We start from the raw sequence: 19,201 nt of genomic DNA, 5'->3' as shown, positions 1-19,201 counted from the left end.
CTGTTGTTTGTCACGCCGCGTGCGGACGCGATCGCGTCGCGTGCGTTGCGTTGTCCCCAGGCAGAGCGCTTCCGCAAGACATATGCCTGAATTGTAAGCGCTTTGACGGGCGCAGAACCAGTGGACTAGCCCAGATGCAGCCGCAACAGCTCGAACAGCTGCGAGCTCGCGTACAGCAGCAGGCCGATGAAGCCACCGACAATCGTGCCGTTGATGCGGATGTATTGCAGATCCTTGCCAATGTTCAACTCGATCTGCCGCGACATCTCGCGCGAGTCCCAGTTCTTCACGGTATCGCTGATATGACGTGTGAGGAATTGCGCGAAGTCCGGCGCCATGGTGCGCGCCGCGTCTTCGAGATGATCGTTCAGCGACTGGCGCAGCGCCGGATCGTTCGCGAGTTCGCGGCCCACCCATTGGCCCATCGCCACCACGCGCGCGTGCAGCGCCGAGTCGGCGCTTTGCAGATCGCGCTTGAGCCACGCGCGCAATTCGCCCCACATGTCCTTCACGTACGCGCCGAACGCTTCGCCTTCCATCAGATAACGCTTGAGTTCTTCGCCCTGTTGCAGAAAAACCGGATCGGTCTTGAGTTTGACGATCAGCTTCTGCGCGGCTTCGTCGAACTTGCGGCGCAACTGGTGCGCAGGGTTCTCGCTGATCTGCTCGAGCATACGGTTCACCGCCTTGGCGATCGCTTCGGCGCCTTTCTCGCCGAGCCACGCGGACGGCAGATACTTCTCCATCTTCGGATACTCGCTCTTCACCCAATCGACGATGCGCTCGGCGATAAACTCGCGCGCCTGCGGTTCGCGCAACAGCGCCAGCACCTGGTGGATGCCGGCGTCGAGCAACTCCTGATGACGGCCGTCGCGCGTGAGCGTGTCGAGAATGGCCCCCAGCGATTGCGACAGATCGACTTTCGCCAGCACGTCGCGCAACGCGTCCTTGATGAACACCTGGATGCGCACGTCGTCGGTCAGTTCGAGAATGCCGCCGGTGAGTCGGACGACGTAGTTGCCGAGGCGCGCGGTGTTGGCCGGCTGGGTCAGCCAGCCGGTGATGCTGCGCGCCGGGTCGTGCTTCTGGATCAGGCCGACCAGCGACGGCACGTCGAGAAATTTGTCCTGCACGAACACCGCGAGGTTGTCGGCGATCTTGTGCTTGTTCTTCGGGATGATGGCGGTGTGCGACGAGACGATCGGGATCGGCACGCGGCGAAACAGGGCGGCCACCGCGAACCAGTCGGCGAGCGCGCCGACCATCGCGGCCTCGGCGACCGCCTTGATGCCGTCCACCCAGATGCCACGCGGCATGAAAGCGGTGACGACGAAAACGCAGGCGGCCGCGAGCAATAGCAGCAATGGCGTGCGCTTGGCCTTTTTCAGTTCGAGTGTCTTGTTCATCGGCGGCGGGGCAGCGGGTCCGGTTCGATTGATGTGCGGTGCGCTCGGCGCGCGCGTTCGCGCAACCGCGAGTGTAGCGCCGCTGATCGGGCCGCGCGGCATACGCTTTGCCGCGTCCGCGCGGTAACATCTGCGGTTAGACTGCGAAGCCGCGCGCGGCGTGCGCGGACGGCAACGCAACGGATCGGAACGTATGAACGCAATGGAGGCAAGGTGATCAGGTTTCTGCACACAGCGGACTGGCAGATCGGCACGCAATTCGGCCAGTTCGAGCCGGATGAAGCGGCGCATCTCGCGCAAGCGCGCCTCGACACCGTGCGCCGCATCGCCGACGAAGCGGCCGCGCGCAAGGTCGACGCGGTGCTCGTCGCGGGTGACGTGTTCGATTTACAGACCGTCTCGGACACGGTGATCCGGCGTCTGTTCGGCGCGTTGCAGAGTTTTTCGGGGCCGTGGATCATGCTGCCGGGCAACCACGACGCCGCGCTCGTCGAAAGCGTATGGACCCGCGCGCAGCGCCTGAACTGCATCGCGCCGAACGTGCGGGTCGTGCTCGAACCCGGCGTGGTGTTGCTCGACGCGTGCCGCGCAGCGCTGCTGTGCGCGCCGCTCACGCAACGCATCACTTACGACGACACCACCGGCTTCTTCGACACCACTGAAACCCCGCCGGGCTATCACCGCATCGGGCTCGGGCATGGCAGCGTCAGCGGGATTCTGCAGGAAGGCATCGATTCGTCGAACCCGATCGCGCCGACGCGTGCGGCCAGCGCACGTCTGGACTATCTCGCGCTTGGCGACTGGCACGGTCATCTGCGCGTCGACGAACGCACGTGGTACGCCGGCACGCACGAGCAGGACCGTTTTCGCGCGAACGATCCAGGCTTCGTGCTCGACGTCACGCTTAATGAGCCGGGCGCCTCGCCGCGGGTCGAAGCGGTGCGGGTCGGTCAATATCAATGGCATCGCTGGGACGAAACGATTTCGGTGCCGACCGATGTGGACGCGCTCAAGGCAAGGCTCGCGGCGTTGCGCAATCACGACGTGCTGCGCGTGAGCGTGAGCGGCACCGCCGCGCTGGCCGACGCCGAAGCGTTGCACGTCGCGGTCGAAGAAACCCGCGCGCGTGTGCGGGCGCTGCGCGTCGATCTGAGCGCCCTGCAAGTGCTGCCCACCGCCGACGACCTGGCCGAACTCGGCGCGCAAAGCGGCTACCTCGCGAAAGTGGTGGCGCGGCTGCGCGGCTTGCAGGAAGACCCGCAATCCGATCCGCAGCAGGTCAAGCGCGCGGCCGAAGCCCTGTTGCTGCTGGCGCGTTTTCAACGTGAATTGCCGCGCGAAGCGAGGTCCGCATGAAGCTGCAAAGTATTGCGATCCAGGAGTTCAAGCAGTTCGGCGCACGGCTCGTCATCGACGATCTGCAGCCCGGTCTCAATCTGTTCACCGGCCCGAACGAAGCGGGCAAGAGCACGGTCGCCGAAGCGGTGCGCGCGGTGTTTCTCGAACGCTACAAGGCCTCGCATCTGAAAGATCTGCTGCCTTGGGGCAAGGCGAGCGGGCAGCCGTCGGTCGAAGTGAGCTTCGATCTGGACGGCGTTCAGTGCCGGCTCTCGAAGCAATTCGTCACGCGTCAGCGCTGCGAACTGCGGATCGGCCAAGCCGTATTCGGCGAGGACGAAGCCGAGGACAAGCTCGCCGCGCTGCTCGGTTTTTCGCGTGCCGCGCGCGGGCCGCTGAAGGCGGAGAACGCGGGCGTGCCCGGGCTCCTGTGGGTCCAGCAAGGCGGCACGCAGGCGCTGCGCGATTCGACGGGGCATGCGGCGCAGTATCTGCGCGATGCGCTGTCGCAATTGTCGGGCGGCAGCGAATCGGCGGGCGAGGATGCATTGATCGCCGCCGTGCAGCGCGAGTTGCGGCAACTGTTGACGGCGCGCACGCAGAAGGCCACCGGGCCGCTGGCCGAAGCCGAAACGGCGCTGGCCGCGTCGATTGCCGAGCGCGACGAACTGCAACAGCAGCGGCAACAATTCGAAGAGAACATCGCGCGGCTCGCGTCGCGGCAGGAAGCGTTCGACGACACCCAGCGCAAGCGTCCGTGGGAGCTTCACGAACAGAAAGCCGTACTCGCGCAGCAGCGCGCCGATGCCGCCGCGGAGCTCGAACGCAGTCTGCACGGACTGGCGCAATCGCTGCAGGTGAGCGAGGCCGAGTTGGCGCTGTCCCTGCAGCAGGAGCAGGGCGCCGCCGAACTCGAAGCAGTCGTCGCGCGCGATCGCCAGCAACTCGATGCGGCGCGGGCCAACGTGTCGGCCGCGCAGACCGAGCATGCGCAAGCGGCGACCGGCGTCGCGCAATTCGAGCAGGCATCCATCGATGCGAACCGCGCGCTCGAACTGGCGAACGCCGCTGTGACTGCCGCCGACTTGCGTAGCCAGATCGGTTTCTATCGCACCGAGAGCGAGCGGCTCGACGCGGCGATCGCCGCCGCGGGCAAGGCGAACGACGCGGTCCTCGAAGCCGCGCGCGACGCCGCGGCCGTCGAGATCGACGAAGCGAAGCTCAAGCGCCTCGCCGCGCTCGATGGCGAGCTGACCGTGCTGCGCGCCCGCACCGAAGCGGCGATGACGCGCATCGAGTACCGGCTGAACGGCGTGCTGACGGTCGACGGTGCGCAGATCACGGGCGAGGGCGTGCTGCGTGTCGATGACGAAAAGCTGATCGCTCTCGGCGAACTCGGCGAATTGCGCGTGATTCCAGGTGTCTCCGACCTGTCCGCGCAATTGTCCGAACTCGCGTCGCTCGAAGCCGCGCACGCGCAGTCGTTGCAGGTGCTGGGTGTCGCGTCGCTCGGCGACGGGCAGGCGCGGCACGAAAAGTGGAAGACGCTGATCGCCCAGCAGAAAAGTCAGGCGAAGATTCTCGACGTGCACGCGCCGCAAGGCATCGACGCGCTGCGGACCGCGCTGGCTTCGGCGGCTGCGCGCTTGCAGGCGTCGAACGAACGGCTGGCCGGCTTGCCCGATGTGTCCGCCGCGCCGCCGCTCGACGAAGCGCGCCGCAACGCGGACATTGCGCGCGATGCGTTGGAGGCTGCGAGAAAAGTGCTGGCGCAAGCGGCGGAAAAAAGATCGACCGGCATCGCAACCGCCGAATCGCTCGCCGCGCAGTTGCAGCGCAAGGAAGCGCAGTTGAACGACGAAGCTTATCGTCGCAACCGCACGCAGTGGCAGACGAAAATCGTCGAGCAGCGCGTGCAGGTCGACGCGTTGAGGAAGCAGCGCGAAGCGCGCGAACGCGAACTGGACGCGGCGCGTCTCGATGATCCGGCGGCCGAGGCGAAGCGCTATCGCGCGTCGGCGGAACTCGCGCGCAACGAGCAGCACGAGCGGCAGGTGAGGATCGCGCAATTGCGCAGCCAGCTGGAGACGGTCGGGGCGTCCGGGCTCGGCGAGCGCCTCGCGGCGCTCGAAGCGCGGGTCGAGCAGGCCACGCGCCGCAAGGACGAACTAAGCTTGCGGGCGAGCGCGTTGAGTCTGCTCGACGAGGTACTGGTCGACGAACGCGACGCAGCGCTCGCGCAACTGCGCGCGCCGTTGACCGAGCGGCTTGGGCACTATCTGAAGCGGATTTTCCCGCAGTCGACGCTCGCGCTCGGCGACGATCTGAGCCCCGCGACGCTGGATCGCCATGGCCGCGCGGATACGCTCGATGCGTTGAGTTTCGGCACGCGCGAACAGCTCGGCATTCTGACGCGGCTCGCGTATGCGGACCTGTTGAAGGCGTCGGGCCGGCCGACCCTGCTGATGCTCGACGACGCGGCGGTTCATACCGATGCCGCGCGGCGCGACGCGATCAAACGCGCGCTGATCGACGCGGCGACGCGCCACCAGATTCTGGTGTTCACTTGCCATCCGGAGTTGTGGGACGACCTAGGGGTGCGGCAGCGGGCGCTCGAAGACCTGAGGGTGGCGGCGTAGCGCACGCGTTTCGCTTCTAGTGGCGAGGGGCCGGCGCGTGCCGGCTCACTCGTACCAGCGCGGCGTGTACACCCACTCGGCGCCGTCGATACCGCTCGCGAATTTGCGCGTGGTCGATGACCCAACGATCACCATCGTGCGCATATCCACGTCTGACGAACGCAATTCGCCTAGCGTGAGCGTACGCAGCGTGCCGCCGGGCCGGCCGATGTCGCGCCCCAGCACCACCGGGGTCGTGTCCGGGCGGTAGGTCCGCACGATGTCCAGCGCTTTGTCGAGTTGCCACGGACGCGCGCGCGAAATCGGGTTGTAGAACGCCATCACCAGATCGGCTTCGGCCGCATGCCGCAGACGCTTTTCGATGATGGTCCACGGTTTCAGGTTGTCGGACAGCGACAGCATGCAGAAGTCGTGGCCGAGCGGCGCGCCGGCTTGCGCAGCGGTTGCGAGCGCCGCCGACACACCCGGCACGATCGACAGTTCGACGGCGGCCCACGCTGGGTTTTGCGACGCTTCGAGTGCTTCGAGCACGGCGGCGGCCATCGCGAACACGCCCGGATCGCCCGATGACACCATCACCACCGAGCGTCCTTCGCTCGCGAGTTCGAACGCGTGCCGCGCGCGTTGCATTTCCTCGCGATTGTCGGTGCCGTGCACGCATTGGTTGGTGCGCAACGGGCCGGCCATTTTCACGTAGGTCTCGTAGCCGAGGATGTCGGTGGCTTCGTCGAGCGCCTTGCGCGCGGCGGGCACCATCAGGTCCGCGGTGCCAGGCCCCAGGCCGATCACTGTGAGACGGCCGCGCGCACGGCCGATCGTGGCGGGGTCGATTGCGAGCGGCGCCAAGGCCAGCGCGACGCCTGTGTCGATGCCGTTGTGCAGTGTTTCGTATGGGATGCGCAGCGCGGCATGCAGCAGGTTGGCGGGCGGTTCTCCATCTTCTGGGCGGGTCTGCGCGAAGCGCAGCGGCACGCTGAAGCTTGCGGCGGCTTCGGCCAGCGTCGGGTCGGCCATGCTATCGGACGAAGCGAGTAATGCCGCAAGAGAAAGCGGCGCGAGACCGTGTGCATCCAGCGCGTCACGCACGCGTGCGACGATCTCCGCACCCGCACCCGCACCCGCACCCGCACCCGCACCCGCACCCGCACCCGCACCCGCACCCGGACCGATCACCGCCGCCACCACGCTGCGCGGATGAATCACCAACTCGTCCTCACGCCCGTTCCACACGCGCGGCGTCACGCGAATCGCGAGCCGCGCCGATGCGGAGCGCGGCAACTGCGCGTCGTCGAGCCACGGCGCGTCGCCTTCGATGCGCGTGCTTTCTCCCGCCAGCAGATCCGACACGAAGCGTTTGCCTTGTCCAATATCGGCAAGCGCGTAGCCATCGGGCGGATTGAGCACGCAGGTGCCGAAGCGCAGTTCGCCGCTCGTCGTGATCGCGGGCGGCACCGCCAACGCGGCGGCGATCTCGCGCGCCATCACGTTGACGCCCGCCAGCCCGCCGAGCAATGGCACGACCGCGCTGCCGTCCTCGGCGACGGCCAGCACCGGCGGCTCCATGCCCTTGTTCGACAACAGCGGCGCGATGCAACGAATCACGATGCCGGCCGCGCACAACGCGACGATCGGCGTGCCGCGCGCGTACAGCTCGCACAGGTGCGCGCCGAGTTCGGTGTACGGCACGTCGGCGTCGACTCGTCCTTGCAACGCATGCACCTGACAATTCGCACCGGCGTCACGCTCGACATACAGCGCCTGAATGCGCCGCGCGGTTTGTAACGCGCCCGCGCCGAGAATCACGATCGCGGGCGCCGTCATCCTTGCCATTTTTCCCCCGGCACGACGAGCAGCGAAAAATACGGCGACGCCATCGGATCGACTTCGGCGAGCGGCACGATGCGCTGATTGCCCATCGTCGCGCGTTCGACGTAGAGCGCGCGCTGCGCGAGACCGAGTTCGCCGAGCACGCGCCGCACCTTGTCGAAATTGCGGCCGAGCTTCATCACGACGGCGGCATCGGCATCGGCGAGACGGCGGCGCAATTCATCTTCGGGCAGAACGCCCGACAGCACCGAGAGACTCTGGTTGCGATACACGAGCGGCGCGCCGAGCACCGCCGCGCCGCCGAGCATCGAGCACACTCCGGGCACCACTTCGCTTTCGTAGCGCGGCGCGAGCCGGTCGTGCAGGTACATGTACGAGCCGTAGAAAAACGGATCGCCTTCGCAGATCACGGCGACATCGCGGCCCGCATCGAGATGACCAGCGACGATCCCGGCGGCGGTGTCGTAGAAGTCGGCGATGATCGCCTCATACGAGAGCGGCGGTTCGAGTGCTTCGGTCGTGACCGGATAGACCAGCGGCAGATGCTGCTGGTCATCGTGCAAATGCGCTTCGATGATGCTGAACGCGTTGCCTTTCTTTCCCTTCGCGACGAAGTACGCGACCACCGGAGCCGCCTTCAACAGCCGCAGCGCCTTCAGCGTGATGAGTTCGGGGTCGCCGGGGCCGACGCCGAGTCCGAACAGACGTCCTTGCACGCTCATTTATTCGACCTCCGTCGCCAGCGCGTTGACGGCGGCGGCGGCCATCGCGCTGCCGCCGCGCCGGCCGTGCACCACCACATAGGGCACGCCGCGGCTGTCCGCGGCGAGCATCGCTTTCGATTCTGCCGCGCCGACAAAGCCCACCGGAAAGCCGAGGATCAACGCGGGCTTCGGCGCGCCGGCGTCGAGCATGTCGAGCAGATGAAACAGCGCGGTCGGCGCATTGCCGATCACGACGACGCTGCCCGCCAGTTGCGGACGCCACAATTCGAGCGCGGCGGCCGAGCGCGTGTTGCCCAGCTCGCGCGCGAGCGCCGGCACGTCCGGGTGCGTGAGCGTGCAGATCACTTCGTTGTGCGCGGGCAGCCGTGCGCGCGTGATGCCTTGCGCGACCATGCCGGCATCGCACAGAATCGGCGCGCCTTGCGCGAGCGCCGTGCGGCCCGCGCTGCCCGCGTGCGCGGAAAACTGCAGCGCGTCGACCACGTCGACCATGCCGCACGCGTGGATCACGCGCACCGCGAGTTTTTCGAGGTCGGCGGGAATGCGCGAGAGATCGGCTTCCGCGCGGATCGTCGCGAACGATTGGCGATAGATCTCCTGACCGTCGCGTATGTAATCAAGCATCTGTGTCACTCCGGGACAGGTGGTCGAGCATGTCGGCGGCCTGCGCGATCGTCAGTTGGTGCGCGACGCACTGGCCGAAACCGGGCTGGCCGTCGCGTCGATAAAGGTCGTAGAGGCCGGGCGCGGCGGCCAGCAGCGTGTACGGCGCGCAATGCGCGGCGGCGCAGGAGCGTGCGCAGCCGCTCAGATGCACGTCGACGTTGGCGGGCAGCAGCGCGGCGAGTTGCAGCGCGTCGGCTTTGGTGTCGGCGAGACTCTTTGTGCAGCCGCTCGAACCGGCGCACGCGATTAGCCGCGCGATGGGTTGCGCGGGATCGCAGGTGAAGCCGAGTGCGTTCAGTCCGGCCAGCGCGGCAGGCAGCGCGTGCGTCGGGATGTCGGGCAGCAGCACGCTTTGCCAGGGCGTGGCGCGCAGTGTGCCATTGCCATGTTGCTGTGCGAGCGCGGCAAGGCCTTCCAGCATCGCGGCGTCGAGACGGCCGAGCGGCGGTTGGCCGCCTGCGTGCCACGTTCCTGACACGCGTTGAGCGTGCGCGCCTAGACGAAGTGTGGGATCGGCTGGGGTGCTGCGGCGCCATTCAGTGAACGTTGCGTCGCGTGATAGCGGGAAGTCGGCGTAGCGTTGGGCGTGCTGCAACAGTGCGTCGACGTCGTGCGTGGCGAGCAGGTGACGCATGCGGGTGGTGTCGGCGGGCGCGAGGTCGAGGAACGTATGCAGCAGCGCGCGAGAGAGAGCGGCAACTTGCGAAGGCAGTACGGCAGCTAGTGCGCCTTTGGCGTTGACGCGAGATTGATGGTGGGTTGGGGTGGCCGCGTTTTGTGCGCCGATCGCCGCCTTGGTAAGCGAAGGCGAATTGGCAACCGCGCTCGCATTTTCTTGCGCGAGTGCAAACGCAGGCGGACAACCCGCCAACCCGAACACGAATCGCACGCCATCGTGACTTTCCGTTGCCGCGAACCAGACATCGTGCGGATGATCGATTCTCGCAAGACGCTCACCGCCGTCGAGCAGCAGCGCGAATTTCGGCGACAGCGTCGCGAAACGCGATTCGCTTTGCAGCAGCGTCAGCAGTTCCGCGCATAGCGATGTCGTATCGGTCAGCGCGAACGGGTCGCGTCCGGCTGCGGGGCTGATCATCACGTTGCGCACGTCGTCCGCTGCGCTCGCCGCTGCGGTGCTCGAAGGGTCCGCAGCGTCGGTGGTTCGCAGAGGCGTCGGCCCAAGCGCCGCATCGACCAGCTCCGCGATCAGCGCCGCTTCATGCCCGCTGCGCACGCCGCGCACTTGCAGGTTCGCACGATTGGTCAGCTCGACCACCCCGGCCGCGTGCCGTGCGCTCGCATCGGCGACGACGCGCGCCTGGTCCGCGCTCAGTTCGCCGCCCGGCAGTTTGATCCGGCAGATCCCGCCGTCGCGCGCGGCGACGATGCGCAGCAGCCCCGGACACGCCGAGAGCCGCGGTGTCGCAGCCGCGTCGGGCAAAACAGTGGAGGGCGATGCTTGAGTCAAGAAGGACACCGGGTTTAGCGTCGCGCGACGGCCCGAGCAAGCCGCGAGGCGGATTGCTGCGGCATCGGCACACCCCGCCCGATGCTGGCTGGCACGAACAGTCTCGCCGGCAGGTCTCCTGGCTGGCAGGTCATCGTCCGTCGCGGCCGTTCCGGTCGAACCAGTGGCGCGCAGCGCAGGCAGACTCGCTGCATATAGTTGCGGGGTAGTTCCAAGGGTTCATTGCAGGCGATGTCAAAACCCACGTCAGGGTCGCCTTTGCGGCGTTTCTCGATGCCGGAAATACGGCCTTAAAACGTGTTTGGGGCAATCTGTGGGCATTGGCGGGCCATTATAGCGCGACCTGGTATCTTCCCAAGCCCCGCACATGCTTTATTCAGGGCGGGACGCCCCTCCGGCGCGGCCCTTCGGTCCAGCCTTCCTGCAGCACTCGCTCAATCGCGCACTGCGATTCGCAGTCTGCCCCACGCATTTTTTGTGCAACATCTTCAGGGATGGGCGCGGCTAACTCGCATGCGAAAAAGACCTTGGTGGTTTTGCGTGTGGCGGGTTGAGGCAGGTTTGCTTCAGCGGGTGGCAGCGGCTTCGTGCTGATTTTCAGCGCGAAGCCTTGATGCGTTGTCTTGCCGCAGGTCCATGAATTGGGGGACACGGTTGTTTCTGATCAGTCCGATCCTGGACGGAACATCCCTGACATATCCTCTCATTGAACATTTTTGAGGTCCTTACGGAGATTGCCATGAGCCCCTTTTCCCTGATTGAAGTGACGCATCTGCACAGCCGCGCAGGCATTACGCGCGACAGCCATTTCCGCCTGAATCCGTTGCGTCTGTTTTCCCCATTGCGCAGATTGTTCGCTTCACTGCGCACTGCCTGCGATTGCCGTTGAACAGGGCAGGACACGACACGATATGAATCCCTTTTACGTGGTCGCCTTGCTCGCTATATTGATGATCTGGTTCGGCGTCGTCGTGTGGCGCGGCCGGAGCGGGTATCAGTTCGACCGTGGTGATTCGTCAACTTTGCCGGCTTCGGCCACCGCGACGCTTCTGGACAGTCCGGAAGCGTCAACCCCAGTTCCTTCATCAGCCGGATTTCGGTCGCGCGCTGATGCTGCACTTCTTTGTAGTCCGGTCCCTTCTCCACGCATTCGCGCTTGAGCGAGGAGAGTGCCGCGTCCATGCCCATTATCGCGGCGGCTTTTTCCTTGGTCGGATCGATCCCGTCGCACGTAACCCCATCCATGAGCAGCGCGCGTAAGCCGAACGCGCACCGATGTAGGACGGCGCACCTTCGGGCAACGCCAGTTCGCCCCGGTCCATCACTTCCCATAGCGACATGCCATAAAACGGCGACGCGAAGTTCAGACAGAACTCATCGCGCCGCATCAGTGTTTTCCATGCTTTGAGCAGGGCTGCGTGTGCGTGCCAGTCCCGATATGAATCCCAGGAGGAGGCCACAAACAGATGCGCGCGAAACGTACATGACGACAACGGCGTTCTGCGCGAATCGCCGTATGAGCCGACAGCTTTACCAGCGGCTGAAGAAGAACGGGCGCGGCCCCGACGAAACGCGCTTCGGCAAGCGTGAGGTGCTGATTTCGCTCACGGCCGCGCGCGAGTTTCTTGCATGGCTTCAGGCCGAAGAGAAGCGCCTGAAGGCGCAACGCGCAGCCGAGGCGGCACGCGAAGCGGAACGGGCCAGCCGTGCCATGTTCAAGCCGTTCACATGAAAGCAATCCCCTTGCGGACGGCCAGGGGCTTCATGATCCGGCTGCGTCAGGCCGCGATGCGGTTATCCTGCTGCACATTCTGACGGGCCTATTGTGCCGTCGCTTTCATGCGCGCGACTGCGCTCTTGCGCTGGTTACGGTCGCTATGGAAGTACTTTTCGGTCGTCTTGATCGTGCTGTGACCCATCAGCACGGGGACCGATTCCATATCCGCGCCCGCTGGCACCAGCCGTGTCGCGAGTGTGCCGCAGATCGTGAAGCCGTGCGGTCGGCAAGCCAGCACCCTTTCGCACAGTTTGAGCCTCGCCAGATGCTTTTTGCGCCACCTATCGAAAAAGCCCGGCTGGATTTCATCGGGTTTCGTTGTCAGCGGTTCGCAGAAGTCCTTGCCGAGTCGCCGCGCGCCGAGGTCGCCGGTGTTGGAGAACGACACAAGATGGGCGTATAGCTTTCCAGCGGGTAGTAGCCGAATGCTGGCACGTCCGCGACGCGCCGAACCTCTTCACGCTTCATCTTCCGTTCGGTCTGGTCGGGTAGGGTGTCGCCCATGTGATCCAGCAGCGCCGACTCGCGCCGCGCCTTTGCGCGGGCTTCCTTTGGGCCAAGCCCCTCGTCATAGCAGCCGACCGTCAGGCGGGCATGCTTGCCGGTTGCCCGCCGCCAGCGATAGGAATACGTGATGCGCCCGGCAGGTGGGACACGCACGGTAAAGCCGTGCAGTTCGGCATTGGCGTATTCCCGGGAATGGCCGGTTACCGTGAGTTTCCGTATCAAGTTTTTCGGTGATGCGGAACCGGGTATGCTTGCAGGCCGGGCGATTGCTGGCGGCGATCATGCCGTCGGTGCTGCTCACGTCAGTGACGCCTGGGTGTCGCGAGATCTGCCCCGGCCCGCGTGGGCAACGTGGCAATTACGTTTATCCAGTACACCCGGCGTGACTCAAGAAGTTCAAGAATAAGCGCTTGCGTTACTCCAAAGTACTCCTCGTTACGCTGCGGGACACTCGAAATTACAGTTGCGAGGGCAGACACAGTCGCACTGTGTTCCCTCTTCGGTCCCGAAGGGCACCGGCGGCTGTATGATGCCTTTTTTCGAACCGCGCAATGAGGCTGGACGCTTTGACCAGCGTGGCCGAGCGCACTAGTTAAACACACAGATGAGGATGGTTGCATGCCGGCGTGGCTGACCGTGGTGGGCATTGGCGATGACGGCTTCGCCGGTTTGGGGCGGCCCGCGCGGCGTGCTTTGCTGACGGCGTCGGTGGTGTACGGCGGCGAGCGTCATCTGGCGATGCTGCCCGCGCGGCTCGCCGCGCGCCGCGCCATGTGGCCGCGTCCATTCGATCTCGCGCCTCTGCTGGCCGAGCGCGGCGGCGCCGTGTGCGTGCTGGCGAGCGGCGATCCGATGCTGTTCGGCGTCGGCGCGACGTTGGCGCGGCAGTTGCCGGCCGGTGAATTGCGGGTGCTGCCCGCGCCGTCGTCGTTGTCGCTGGCGGCCGCGCGTCTTGGCTGGCCGTTGCAGGAGGTCGCGACGGTGTCGCTGGTGGGCCGGCCGTTAGCGTCGCTGAATGCGCATCTGCATGACGGCGCGCGCGTGTTCGTGCTGAGTGCGGACGGCCGCACGCCGGCGGCGCTCGCCGAACAGTTGGGCGAGCGCGGTTTCGGCGCGACCCGCATGATCGTGCTCGAACACCTGGGCGGCAAGTTGGAGCGCCGCCTCGACGGCCGCGCGGATCAATGGTCCGCGGGCAATGTCGCCGCGTTGAATCTGATCGCGCTCGAATGCCGCGCGGCGGCGAGCGCGCCGCGTCTGCCGCTGACCTGCGGCTTGCCCGACGACGCGTTTCGCCACGACGGCCAGTTGACCAAACGCGACGTGCGCGCGATCACGCTCGCGCGCCTCGCACCGACGCCCGGCGAATTGCTGTGGGACGTGGGCGCGGGCAGCGGCTCGATCGGCATCGAGTGGATGCGCGCGCATCCGGCTTGCCGCGCGATCGCAATCGAAGCCCATGAGGAGCGGCAGCGCTTCATCGAACACAATCGCGATGCATTGGGTGTGCCGGGGCTGCAACTCGTCGCCGGCCGCGCGCCCGACGCGCTGCAGGGGCTGCCTGCGCCGGATGCGGTGTTCATCGGCGGTGGCGTGACGGCGCCGGGCGTGCTCGACGCGTGCTGGGCGCGTCTGCGCGACGGCGGCCGGTTGGTGGCGAACGCGGTCACGTTGCAGGGCGAGGCCGCGCTCGCCGCGTGGCGCGAGCGGCACGGCGGCACGCTGACGCGGATCTCGCTCGCCCACGCGCAACCGCTCGGCGGTTTCGATACCTGGCGCCAGGCGTTGCCGATCACGATGCTTGAAGTGACGAAGGGGGCGGGTGGCGGTGCCCCCGGCCAGGCGTAATGCGCGACGAATCACCCGAACAACCCGCGCCGCTGCGTAGCGGCTACACGACCGGCAGTTGCGCGACCGCGACTTCGCTTGCGGCGGCGCGTCTCCTGCTGGCCGGGGTGGTCAGCGAGGTTGCGGAGATCGTGCTGCCGAAGGGCCAGCAGGTGCCGATGCCGCTCGAGTTCTGCCGCCTCATCGGCGACGGCGCCGAAGCGGGCACCATCAAGGATGCCGGCGACGACCCCGACGTGACGCACGGCGCGCTTGTGTTCGCCCGCGTGCGTCTGCTACCCGAACCGGGCGTGACATTCCGCGCCGGACCAGGCGTCGGCACGGTGACGCGCGCGGGCCTGACGCTGCCGGTCGGCGAACCGGCGATCAACCCCGTGCCGCGCAAAATGATCACCGACCATCTGACCGAACTCGCGGCGGAGCACGCCTATCGCGGTGGCTTCGAGGTGACGATCGGCGTCGAAGGCGGCGAGCAGCTCGCGCTGAAAACGATGAACCCGCGCCTGGGCATTCTCGGCGGTCTGTCGATCCTCGGGACCACCGGCATCGTGCGGCCGTTCTCGTGCTCGGCGTATATCGCATCGATCCATCAGGGCATCGACGTCGCGCGCGCGAACGGTTACATGCATCTGGCCGCATGCACCGGCAACGCGAGCGAAGACGCAATGCGCGCGCGTTATGCTCTGCCGGATATCGCGCTGATCGAGATGGGCGACTTCGTCGGCGCGGTGCTCAAGCATATGAAGCGCGCGCCCGTCGAACGTTTGAGCATATGCGGCGGCTTCGGCAAACTCAGCAAGCTGGCGGCGGGCCATCTCGATCTGCATAGCCGCAATTCGAGCATCGACCTCGAACGGCTCGCGCAATGGGCCGCGGAACACGGCGCCGAAGCTGCGCTGCAGACCGCGATTCGCGCGGCCAACACGAGCCAGCAGGCGGTTGCGCTGGCGCACGCGCAGCAGGTGCCGCTCGCCGATATCGTCTGTCGGCACGCGCTGGCGGTGGCGCGCGAGATCGTGCCGCCCCAGGTCAACGTGGAGATGTTCGCGATCGATCGCCAGGGCAATCTGATCGGAGTGGCGCAATGACGCGGGTCCTGTTGCTCGGCGGCACCGGCGACGCATTGAAGATCGCGCGCGAACTTGGCCCCATACACGTGTACAGTCTCGCAGGCCTCGGCAAGGTGCCGGATGATCTGTCGTGCGCGGTGCGCGTGGGCGGCTTCGGTGGCGCCGAGGGTATGGCGCGCTACATCGAAAGCGAAGGCATCGACCTCGTGATCGACGCGACGCATCCGTACGCCGCGCGCATCAGCGCGAACGCGTTTGAGGCGTGCCGCGCGGCGCGTGTGCCGTGCTGGGCGCTGCGCCGTCCGGCCTGGCAGCCGCAAGCGGGCGACGACTGGCGCATGGTCGGCGACTGGAATGAACTGACCGCGGCGCTCGCGCCGTTCCGGTGGCCGCTTTTCACGCTCGGCCGCGAACCGCTCGCGCATCTCGACGAGATTCCGCCGCGGCAATTCTGGACGGTGCGCTGTCTCGATCCGCAGCCGGATCACGCACGGGCGCGCATCCTCGCGGCGCGCGGTCCGTTCACGCTCGAAGGCGAGCGCGCGCTGTTCGCGCTGCAAGGGTTCGACGTGGTGGTCAGCAAGAATAGCGGCGGCAGCGCAACCGAAGCGAAGCTCGAAGTCGCGCGTGAGCGCGGCTTGCCGGTCATCATGTTGCGTCGTCCGCCGTTGCCGGAGGTGGAGCGCGAATTCGACCGCGTAGCCGATCTGCTGGACGCGCTGCGGGCTCATCAGGTCGAACTTCGAGCCGTGCCGCACGCACCCGGCAGCGCGGCCAAATGAATCATTGGAGTACTGAATGACGGTGTTTTTTATCGGCGCGGGTCCAGGCGACCCAGAACTGATCACGGTGAAAGGGCAGCGCCTCGTGCGCAGTTGCCCGGTGATCCTGTATGCGGGGTCGCTCGTGCCGGCCGCGGTGCTCGAAGGTCACAGCGCGGAGCAGGTCGTCAACACCGCGGAACTCGACCTCGATCAGATCGTCGCGTTGCTCAAGGCCGCGCATGACAAAGGCCAGCACGTGGCGCGCGTGCATTCCGGCGACCCGTCGCTGTACGGCGCGATCGGCGAGCAGATCCGCCGCTTGCGCGAGTTGCGCATTCCCTACGAGATCGTGCCTGGCGTGACCGCGACGGCCGCGTGCGCGGCGGCGCTCGGTTGCGAACTGACGCTGCCCGACGTGTCGCAGACGCTGATCCTCACGCGCTACGCGAGCAAAACGACCATGCCCGAAGGCGAGCAGCTCGCCGACCTCGCACGGCATCGCGCGACGATGGCGATTCATCTCGGCGTGCGGCATCTCGCGCGCATCGTCGATGAATTGCGGCCGCATTACGGCGGCGCGTGTCCGATCGCGGTGATCTATCGCGCGAGCTGGCCGGATGAGGAGAAGATCACTGGCACGCTCGACGATATCGTGGGCAAAGTGCAATCGAGCGCGATCGAGCGGACCGCGCTGATCCTGGTCGGCGAGGTGCTGGCCGCCGAGGGCTTCTCGGAGTCGACGCTGTACGCGAAGGGCGGTTGAACAGCATGCGCGGCGCGCGCGCCCATCCGCGAGGCTTGAGTCACGGATGGGCGTCGCGGCGGCAATCCGGCAATCCAACTAGCTAGCCAATTCAGGCTACCGAGCCGCGAGCTTCACGCGCAAAGCCTTCGCCGCCTGAATCATGTTCGTCAACGCCGCTTCCGTCTCGGGCCAGCCGCGCGTCTTCAGCCCGCAATCCGGATTGACCCACAGGCGCTCGGCCGGAATCACTTCGCACGCGCGTTCCAGCAGCCGCTGCATTGCTTCCGCGCTCGGCACGCGCGGCGAGTGAATGTCGTAGACGCCGGGGCCGATCTCGTTCGGGTACGCGAAAGCGCCGAAGCCGTCGAGTAGTTCCATCGCCGAACGCGAGGTCTCGATGGTGATCACGTCGGCGTCCATCGCCGCGATCGACGGCAGAATGTCGTTGAATTCCGAATAGCACATGTGCGTGTGAATCTGCGTGCGGTCGCCGACGCCCGCCGCGGAAATGCGGAACACGCGCGTCGCCCAGTCCAGGTACACGGCCCAATCGCCCTTGCGCAGCGGCAGCCCCTCGCGAAACGCGGGTTCGTCGATCTGGATGATGCGGATGCCGGCCTTTTCCAGATCGACCACCTCGTCGCGGATCGCGAGCGCGAGTTGTAGTGCCGTGGTTGAGCGCGGCTGGTCGTCGCGCACGAACGACCATTGCAGCATCGTCACCGGGCCGGTCAGCATGCCTTTCATTACACGCGGCGTGAGCAATTGCGCGTAGCGGGTCGCGTCGACCGTGATCGGTTCGGGACGGTACACGTCGCCGTAAATGATCGGCGGCTTCACGCAGCGCGAGCCGTAGCTTTGCACCCAGCCGTTTTCCGTGAACGCGTAGCCCCACAACTGCTCGCCGAAATATTCGACCATGTCGTTGCGCTCGGCTTCCCCATGCACGAGCACGTCGAGGCCCAACGCTTCCTGTTTGCGCACGGCGAATTCGATCTCGGCGCGCATCCGTTGCAGGTAGTCGAGCGCGCGCAATTCGCCGCGTTTGTACGCGGCGCGCGCCTGGCGGATCGACGCCGTTTGCGGGAACGAACCGATCGTGGTGGTGGGCAGCAAAGGCAGCTCGAGCGCTTCGCGCTGCACGCGATTGCGTTCGCTGAATGGGCTTTGACGGTCGGTCATCGCATCGGTCACGGCGGTCACGCGCTTTTGCACCAATGCATTCACGACCGCGCCCGATTCACGGCGCGCCGCGAGTGCACGCTCGGCGGCAGCGAGCTTCGGTTCTGCCGCAACGGGATCGCGCAGCGCGAGAGCGAGCGTGCCGACCTCGTCGAGTTTTTCGGTGGCGAACGCGAGCCAGGATTTCAGATCGGCGTCGAGTTTCTGTTCCGCGGCGAGCGAGACCGGTACATGCAGCAACGAGCACGATGGCGCGATCCACAAACGCTCGCCCAGTTCGGCACGCAAGCCCTGCAACGAATCGACGATCTCGCCGAGATTCGCGCGCCAGATATTGCGGCCGTCGATCACGCCCGCCGACAGCACCGCATGCGCGGGCAACGCCGCGCGCCACGCGTCGAGCTGCTGCGGTGCGCGCACGAGGTCCAGATGCACGCCGGCGACCGGCAGCCGCGCGACGCGCGGCGCATGTTCGGCGGTGGTGTCGAAATACGTGGCGAGCAGCAGCTTCACGTCCGACGTGCCGAGCACGTCGTAGGTGGCGGAAAACGCTTCGAGCCACGGCGCGGGCAGGTCGACGCACAAGGCTGGTTCGTCGATCTGCACCCATTCGATGCCGCGCTGCTTGAGCTTCTCCAGAATGCGGCTGTAGCGGATCACCAGCTTCGGCAGCAACGACAAACGGTCGAAGCCGGCGACGTGACTCTTCGACAGCCACAGGTAGGTGATCGGCCCGATCAGCACCGGCTTGACCGGCACATTCAGCGTGAGCGCTGCGTCGATCTCGTCGAACAGCCACTCGACACCGCCGTCGAACGAGGTCTGCGGTCCGAGTTCGGGGACCAGATAGTGGTAGTTCGTATCGAACCACTTGGTCATTTCCATCGCCGGTTGCGCGGCGTTGCCGCGCGCAAGTTCGTAGTACTGCGCGAGCGACAGCGCCGCCGGATCGAAGCCGAACCGCTGTGGCAACGCGCCGAGCAGCGCGCTTAGCGTGAGCATCTGGTCGTAGTACGCGAAGTCGCCGGCGGTGATGAAATCGAGCCCGGCGTCTTTCTGCAATCGCCAATGGCGCGCGCGTAAGTCTCGCGCGACGCCACGCAGATGGTTCTCGTCGGTTTCGCCGCGCCAGAACGACTCCTGCGCGAATTTCAGTTCTCGCTGCGCGCCGATGCGCGGAAAGCCGGGGATGTGTGTGCGGGCCATGCGAAATCCTGTTGAGCGTTGTTTGAATTGGCG

General features: G+C 66.3%; 15 protein-coding genes and 1 riboswitch. Of the genes, 8 read left to right on the top strand and 7 right to left on the bottom strand.

The window, feature by feature from the left end; all coding sequences use genetic code 11:
* Positions 1-125 precede the first annotated feature (125 nt).
* On the bottom strand, positions 126-1,406 hold the full coding sequence (locus tag P0D89_RS14650; RefSeq protein WP_408376821.1) for a DUF445 domain-containing protein: 1,281 nt from the start codon (positions 1,404-1,406) through the stop codon (positions 126-128).
* Positions 1,407-1,619: 213 nt separating this feature from the next.
* Between P0D89_RS14650 and P0D89_RS14645 the strand changes: the two genes are divergently transcribed.
* Entirely contained in the window at positions 1,620-2,762 is a 1,143-nt protein-coding gene (locus P0D89_RS14645; RefSeq protein ID WP_408357746.1) for a metallophosphoesterase family protein, read from the top strand.
* Complete coding sequence (locus P0D89_RS14640; RefSeq protein ID WP_408376819.1) at positions 2,759-5,383, top strand: AAA family ATPase; 2,625 nt, start codon at positions 2,759-2,761, stop codon at positions 5,381-5,383. Before P0D89_RS14645 ends, P0D89_RS14640 begins: the two co-directional genes overlap by 4 nt.
* Positions 5,384-5,428: 45 nt before the next feature.
* On the opposite strand, the gene cobJ is transcribed toward P0D89_RS14640, so the two are convergent.
* From cobJ to P0D89_RS14620, 4 genes are read right to left on the bottom strand one after another with little or no spacing between them, the layout of a single operon-like run.
* The gene (gene cobJ, locus P0D89_RS14635; RefSeq protein WP_408376884.1) at positions 5,429-7,204 is read right to left on the bottom strand and encodes a precorrin-3B C(17)-methyltransferase; all 1,776 of its coding nucleotides are present in this window, start codon (positions 7,202-7,204) and stop codon (positions 5,429-5,431) included.
* Positions 7,201-7,932 carry a precorrin-2 C(20)-methyltransferase gene (locus tag P0D89_RS14630; protein ID WP_408357748.1) on the bottom strand — a complete coding sequence of 244 codons (732 nt, stop codon included), beginning with the start codon at positions 7,930-7,932 and terminating at the stop codon, positions 7,201-7,203. Before P0D89_RS14630 ends, cobJ begins: the two co-directional genes overlap by 4 nt.
* Complete coding sequence (locus P0D89_RS14625) at positions 7,933-8,559, bottom strand: precorrin-8X methylmutase (RefSeq protein ID WP_408376817.1); 627 nt, start codon at positions 8,557-8,559, stop codon at positions 7,933-7,935.
* Entirely contained in the window at positions 8,552-10,078 is a 1,527-nt protein-coding gene (locus P0D89_RS14620) for a ferredoxin-like domain-containing protein (protein WP_408376815.1), read from the bottom strand. The genes P0D89_RS14625 and P0D89_RS14620 overlap by 8 nt, the downstream gene beginning before the upstream one ends.
* An 82-nt stretch (positions 10,079-10,160) precedes the next feature.
* Positions 10,161-10,365: riboswitch (cobalamin riboswitch) on the bottom strand.
* 443 nt (positions 10,366-10,808) lie between these two features.
* On the opposite strand from P0D89_RS14620, the gene P0D89_RS14615 reads away from it, so the two are divergent.
* Together P0D89_RS14615 and P0D89_RS14610 are read left to right on the top strand one after the other, a co-directional pair.
* Positions 10,809-10,958 (top strand): hypothetical protein, encoded by a 150-nt coding sequence (locus tag P0D89_RS14615; RefSeq protein WP_408357751.1) that lies wholly within the window; start codon positions 10,809-10,811, stop codon positions 10,956-10,958.
* 627 nt (positions 10,959-11,585) lie between these two features.
* A complete protein-coding gene (locus P0D89_RS14610; RefSeq protein WP_408357752.1) occupies positions 11,586-11,801 on the top strand; it encodes a hypothetical protein in 216 nt (71 codons plus the stop codon).
* A gap of 366 nt (positions 11,802-12,167) precedes the next feature.
* On the opposite strand, the gene P0D89_RS14605 is transcribed toward P0D89_RS14610, so the two are convergent.
* Positions 12,168-12,575 carry an integrase arm-type DNA-binding domain-containing protein gene (locus tag P0D89_RS14605; RefSeq protein WP_408357753.1) on the bottom strand — a complete coding sequence of 136 codons (408 nt, stop codon included), beginning with the start codon at positions 12,573-12,575 and terminating at the stop codon, positions 12,168-12,170.
* Between the two features lie 396 nt (positions 12,576-12,971).
* Between P0D89_RS14605 and cbiE the strand changes: the two genes are divergently transcribed.
* From cbiE to cobM, 4 genes are read left to right on the top strand one after another with little or no spacing between them, the layout of a single operon-like run.
* Positions 12,972-14,201, top strand: a complete 1,230-nt coding sequence (gene cbiE / locus P0D89_RS14600; protein WP_408376813.1) for a precorrin-6y C5,15-methyltransferase (decarboxylating) subunit CbiE — start codon at positions 12,972-12,974, stop codon at positions 14,199-14,201.
* Positions 14,201-15,289 (top strand): cobalt-precorrin-5B (C(1))-methyltransferase, encoded by a 1,089-nt coding sequence (locus P0D89_RS14595; RefSeq protein WP_408376811.1) that lies wholly within the window; start codon positions 14,201-14,203, stop codon positions 15,287-15,289. Before cbiE ends, P0D89_RS14595 begins: the two co-directional genes overlap by 1 nt.
* Positions 15,286-16,053 carry a cobalt-precorrin-6A reductase gene (locus P0D89_RS14590; protein WP_408357756.1) on the top strand — a complete coding sequence of 256 codons (768 nt, stop codon included), beginning with the start codon at positions 15,286-15,288 and terminating at the stop codon, positions 16,051-16,053. Before P0D89_RS14595 ends, P0D89_RS14590 begins: the two co-directional genes overlap by 4 nt.
* A 16-nt stretch (positions 16,054-16,069) precedes the next feature.
* Positions 16,070-16,798, top strand: coding sequence for a precorrin-4 C(11)-methyltransferase (cobM, locus tag P0D89_RS14585; protein WP_408357757.1), 729 nt, complete (start codon positions 16,070-16,072; stop codon positions 16,796-16,798).
* Positions 16,799-16,894: 96 nt separating this feature from the next.
* Here cobM and metE read toward each other — a convergent pair whose 3' ends face one another.
* On the bottom strand, positions 16,895-19,168 hold the full coding sequence (gene metE / locus P0D89_RS14580; protein ID WP_408376809.1) for a 5-methyltetrahydropteroyltriglutamate--homocysteine S-methyltransferase: 2,274 nt from the start codon (positions 19,166-19,168) through the stop codon (positions 16,895-16,897).
* Between the last annotated feature and the right edge of the window lie 33 nt (positions 19,169-19,201).

This window comes from Paraburkholderia sp. RL18-085-BIA-A, from assembly GCF_046027075.1.
Taxonomy (GTDB): Bacteria; Pseudomonadota; Gammaproteobacteria; order Burkholderiales; family Burkholderiaceae; genus Paraburkholderia.
Note: the sequence above shows the minus strand (reverse complement) of the source record. Positions and strands in the feature narration are given on the sequence as shown.

Bases quoted from the DNA above. Each gene is read 5' to 3' on its own strand.
- P0D89_RS14590 (WP_408357756.1), top strand. From the start codon at position 15,286: ATGACGCGGGTCCTGTTGCTCGGCGGCACCGGCGACGCATTGAAGATC.
- P0D89_RS14595 (WP_408376811.1), top strand. From the start codon at position 14,201: ATGCGCGACGAATCACCCGAACAACCCGCGCCGCTGCGTAGCGGCTAC.
- P0D89_RS14650 (WP_408376821.1), bottom strand. From the start codon at position 1,406: ATGAACAAGACACTCGAACTGAAAAAGGCCAAGCGCACGCCATTGCTG.
- P0D89_RS14630 (WP_408357748.1), bottom strand. From the start codon at position 7,932: ATGAGCGTGCAAGGACGTCTGTTCGGACTCGGCGTCGGCCCCGGCGAC.
- P0D89_RS14625 (WP_408376817.1), bottom strand. From the start codon at position 8,559: ATGCTTGATTACATACGCGACGGTCAGGAGATCTATCGCCAATCGTTC.
- P0D89_RS14640 (WP_408376819.1), top strand. From the start codon at position 2,759: ATGAAGCTGCAAAGTATTGCGATCCAGGAGTTCAAGCAGTTCGGCGCA.
- cobM (WP_408357757.1), top strand. From the start codon at position 16,070: ATGACGGTGTTTTTTATCGGCGCGGGTCCAGGCGACCCAGAACTGATC.
- P0D89_RS14610 (WP_408357752.1), top strand. From the start codon at position 11,586: ATGAGCCGACAGCTTTACCAGCGGCTGAAGAAGAACGGGCGCGGCCCC.
- P0D89_RS14615 (WP_408357751.1), top strand. From the start codon at position 10,809: ATGAGCCCCTTTTCCCTGATTGAAGTGACGCATCTGCACAGCCGCGCA.
- cobJ (WP_408376884.1), bottom strand. From the start codon at position 7,204: ATGACGGCGCCCGCGATCGTGATTCTCGGCGCGGGCGCGTTACAAACC.
- cbiE (WP_408376813.1), top strand. From the start codon at position 12,972: ATGCCGGCGTGGCTGACCGTGGTGGGCATTGGCGATGACGGCTTCGCC.
- metE (WP_408376809.1), bottom strand. From the start codon at position 19,168: ATGGCCCGCACACACATCCCCGGCTTTCCGCGCATCGGCGCGCAGCGA.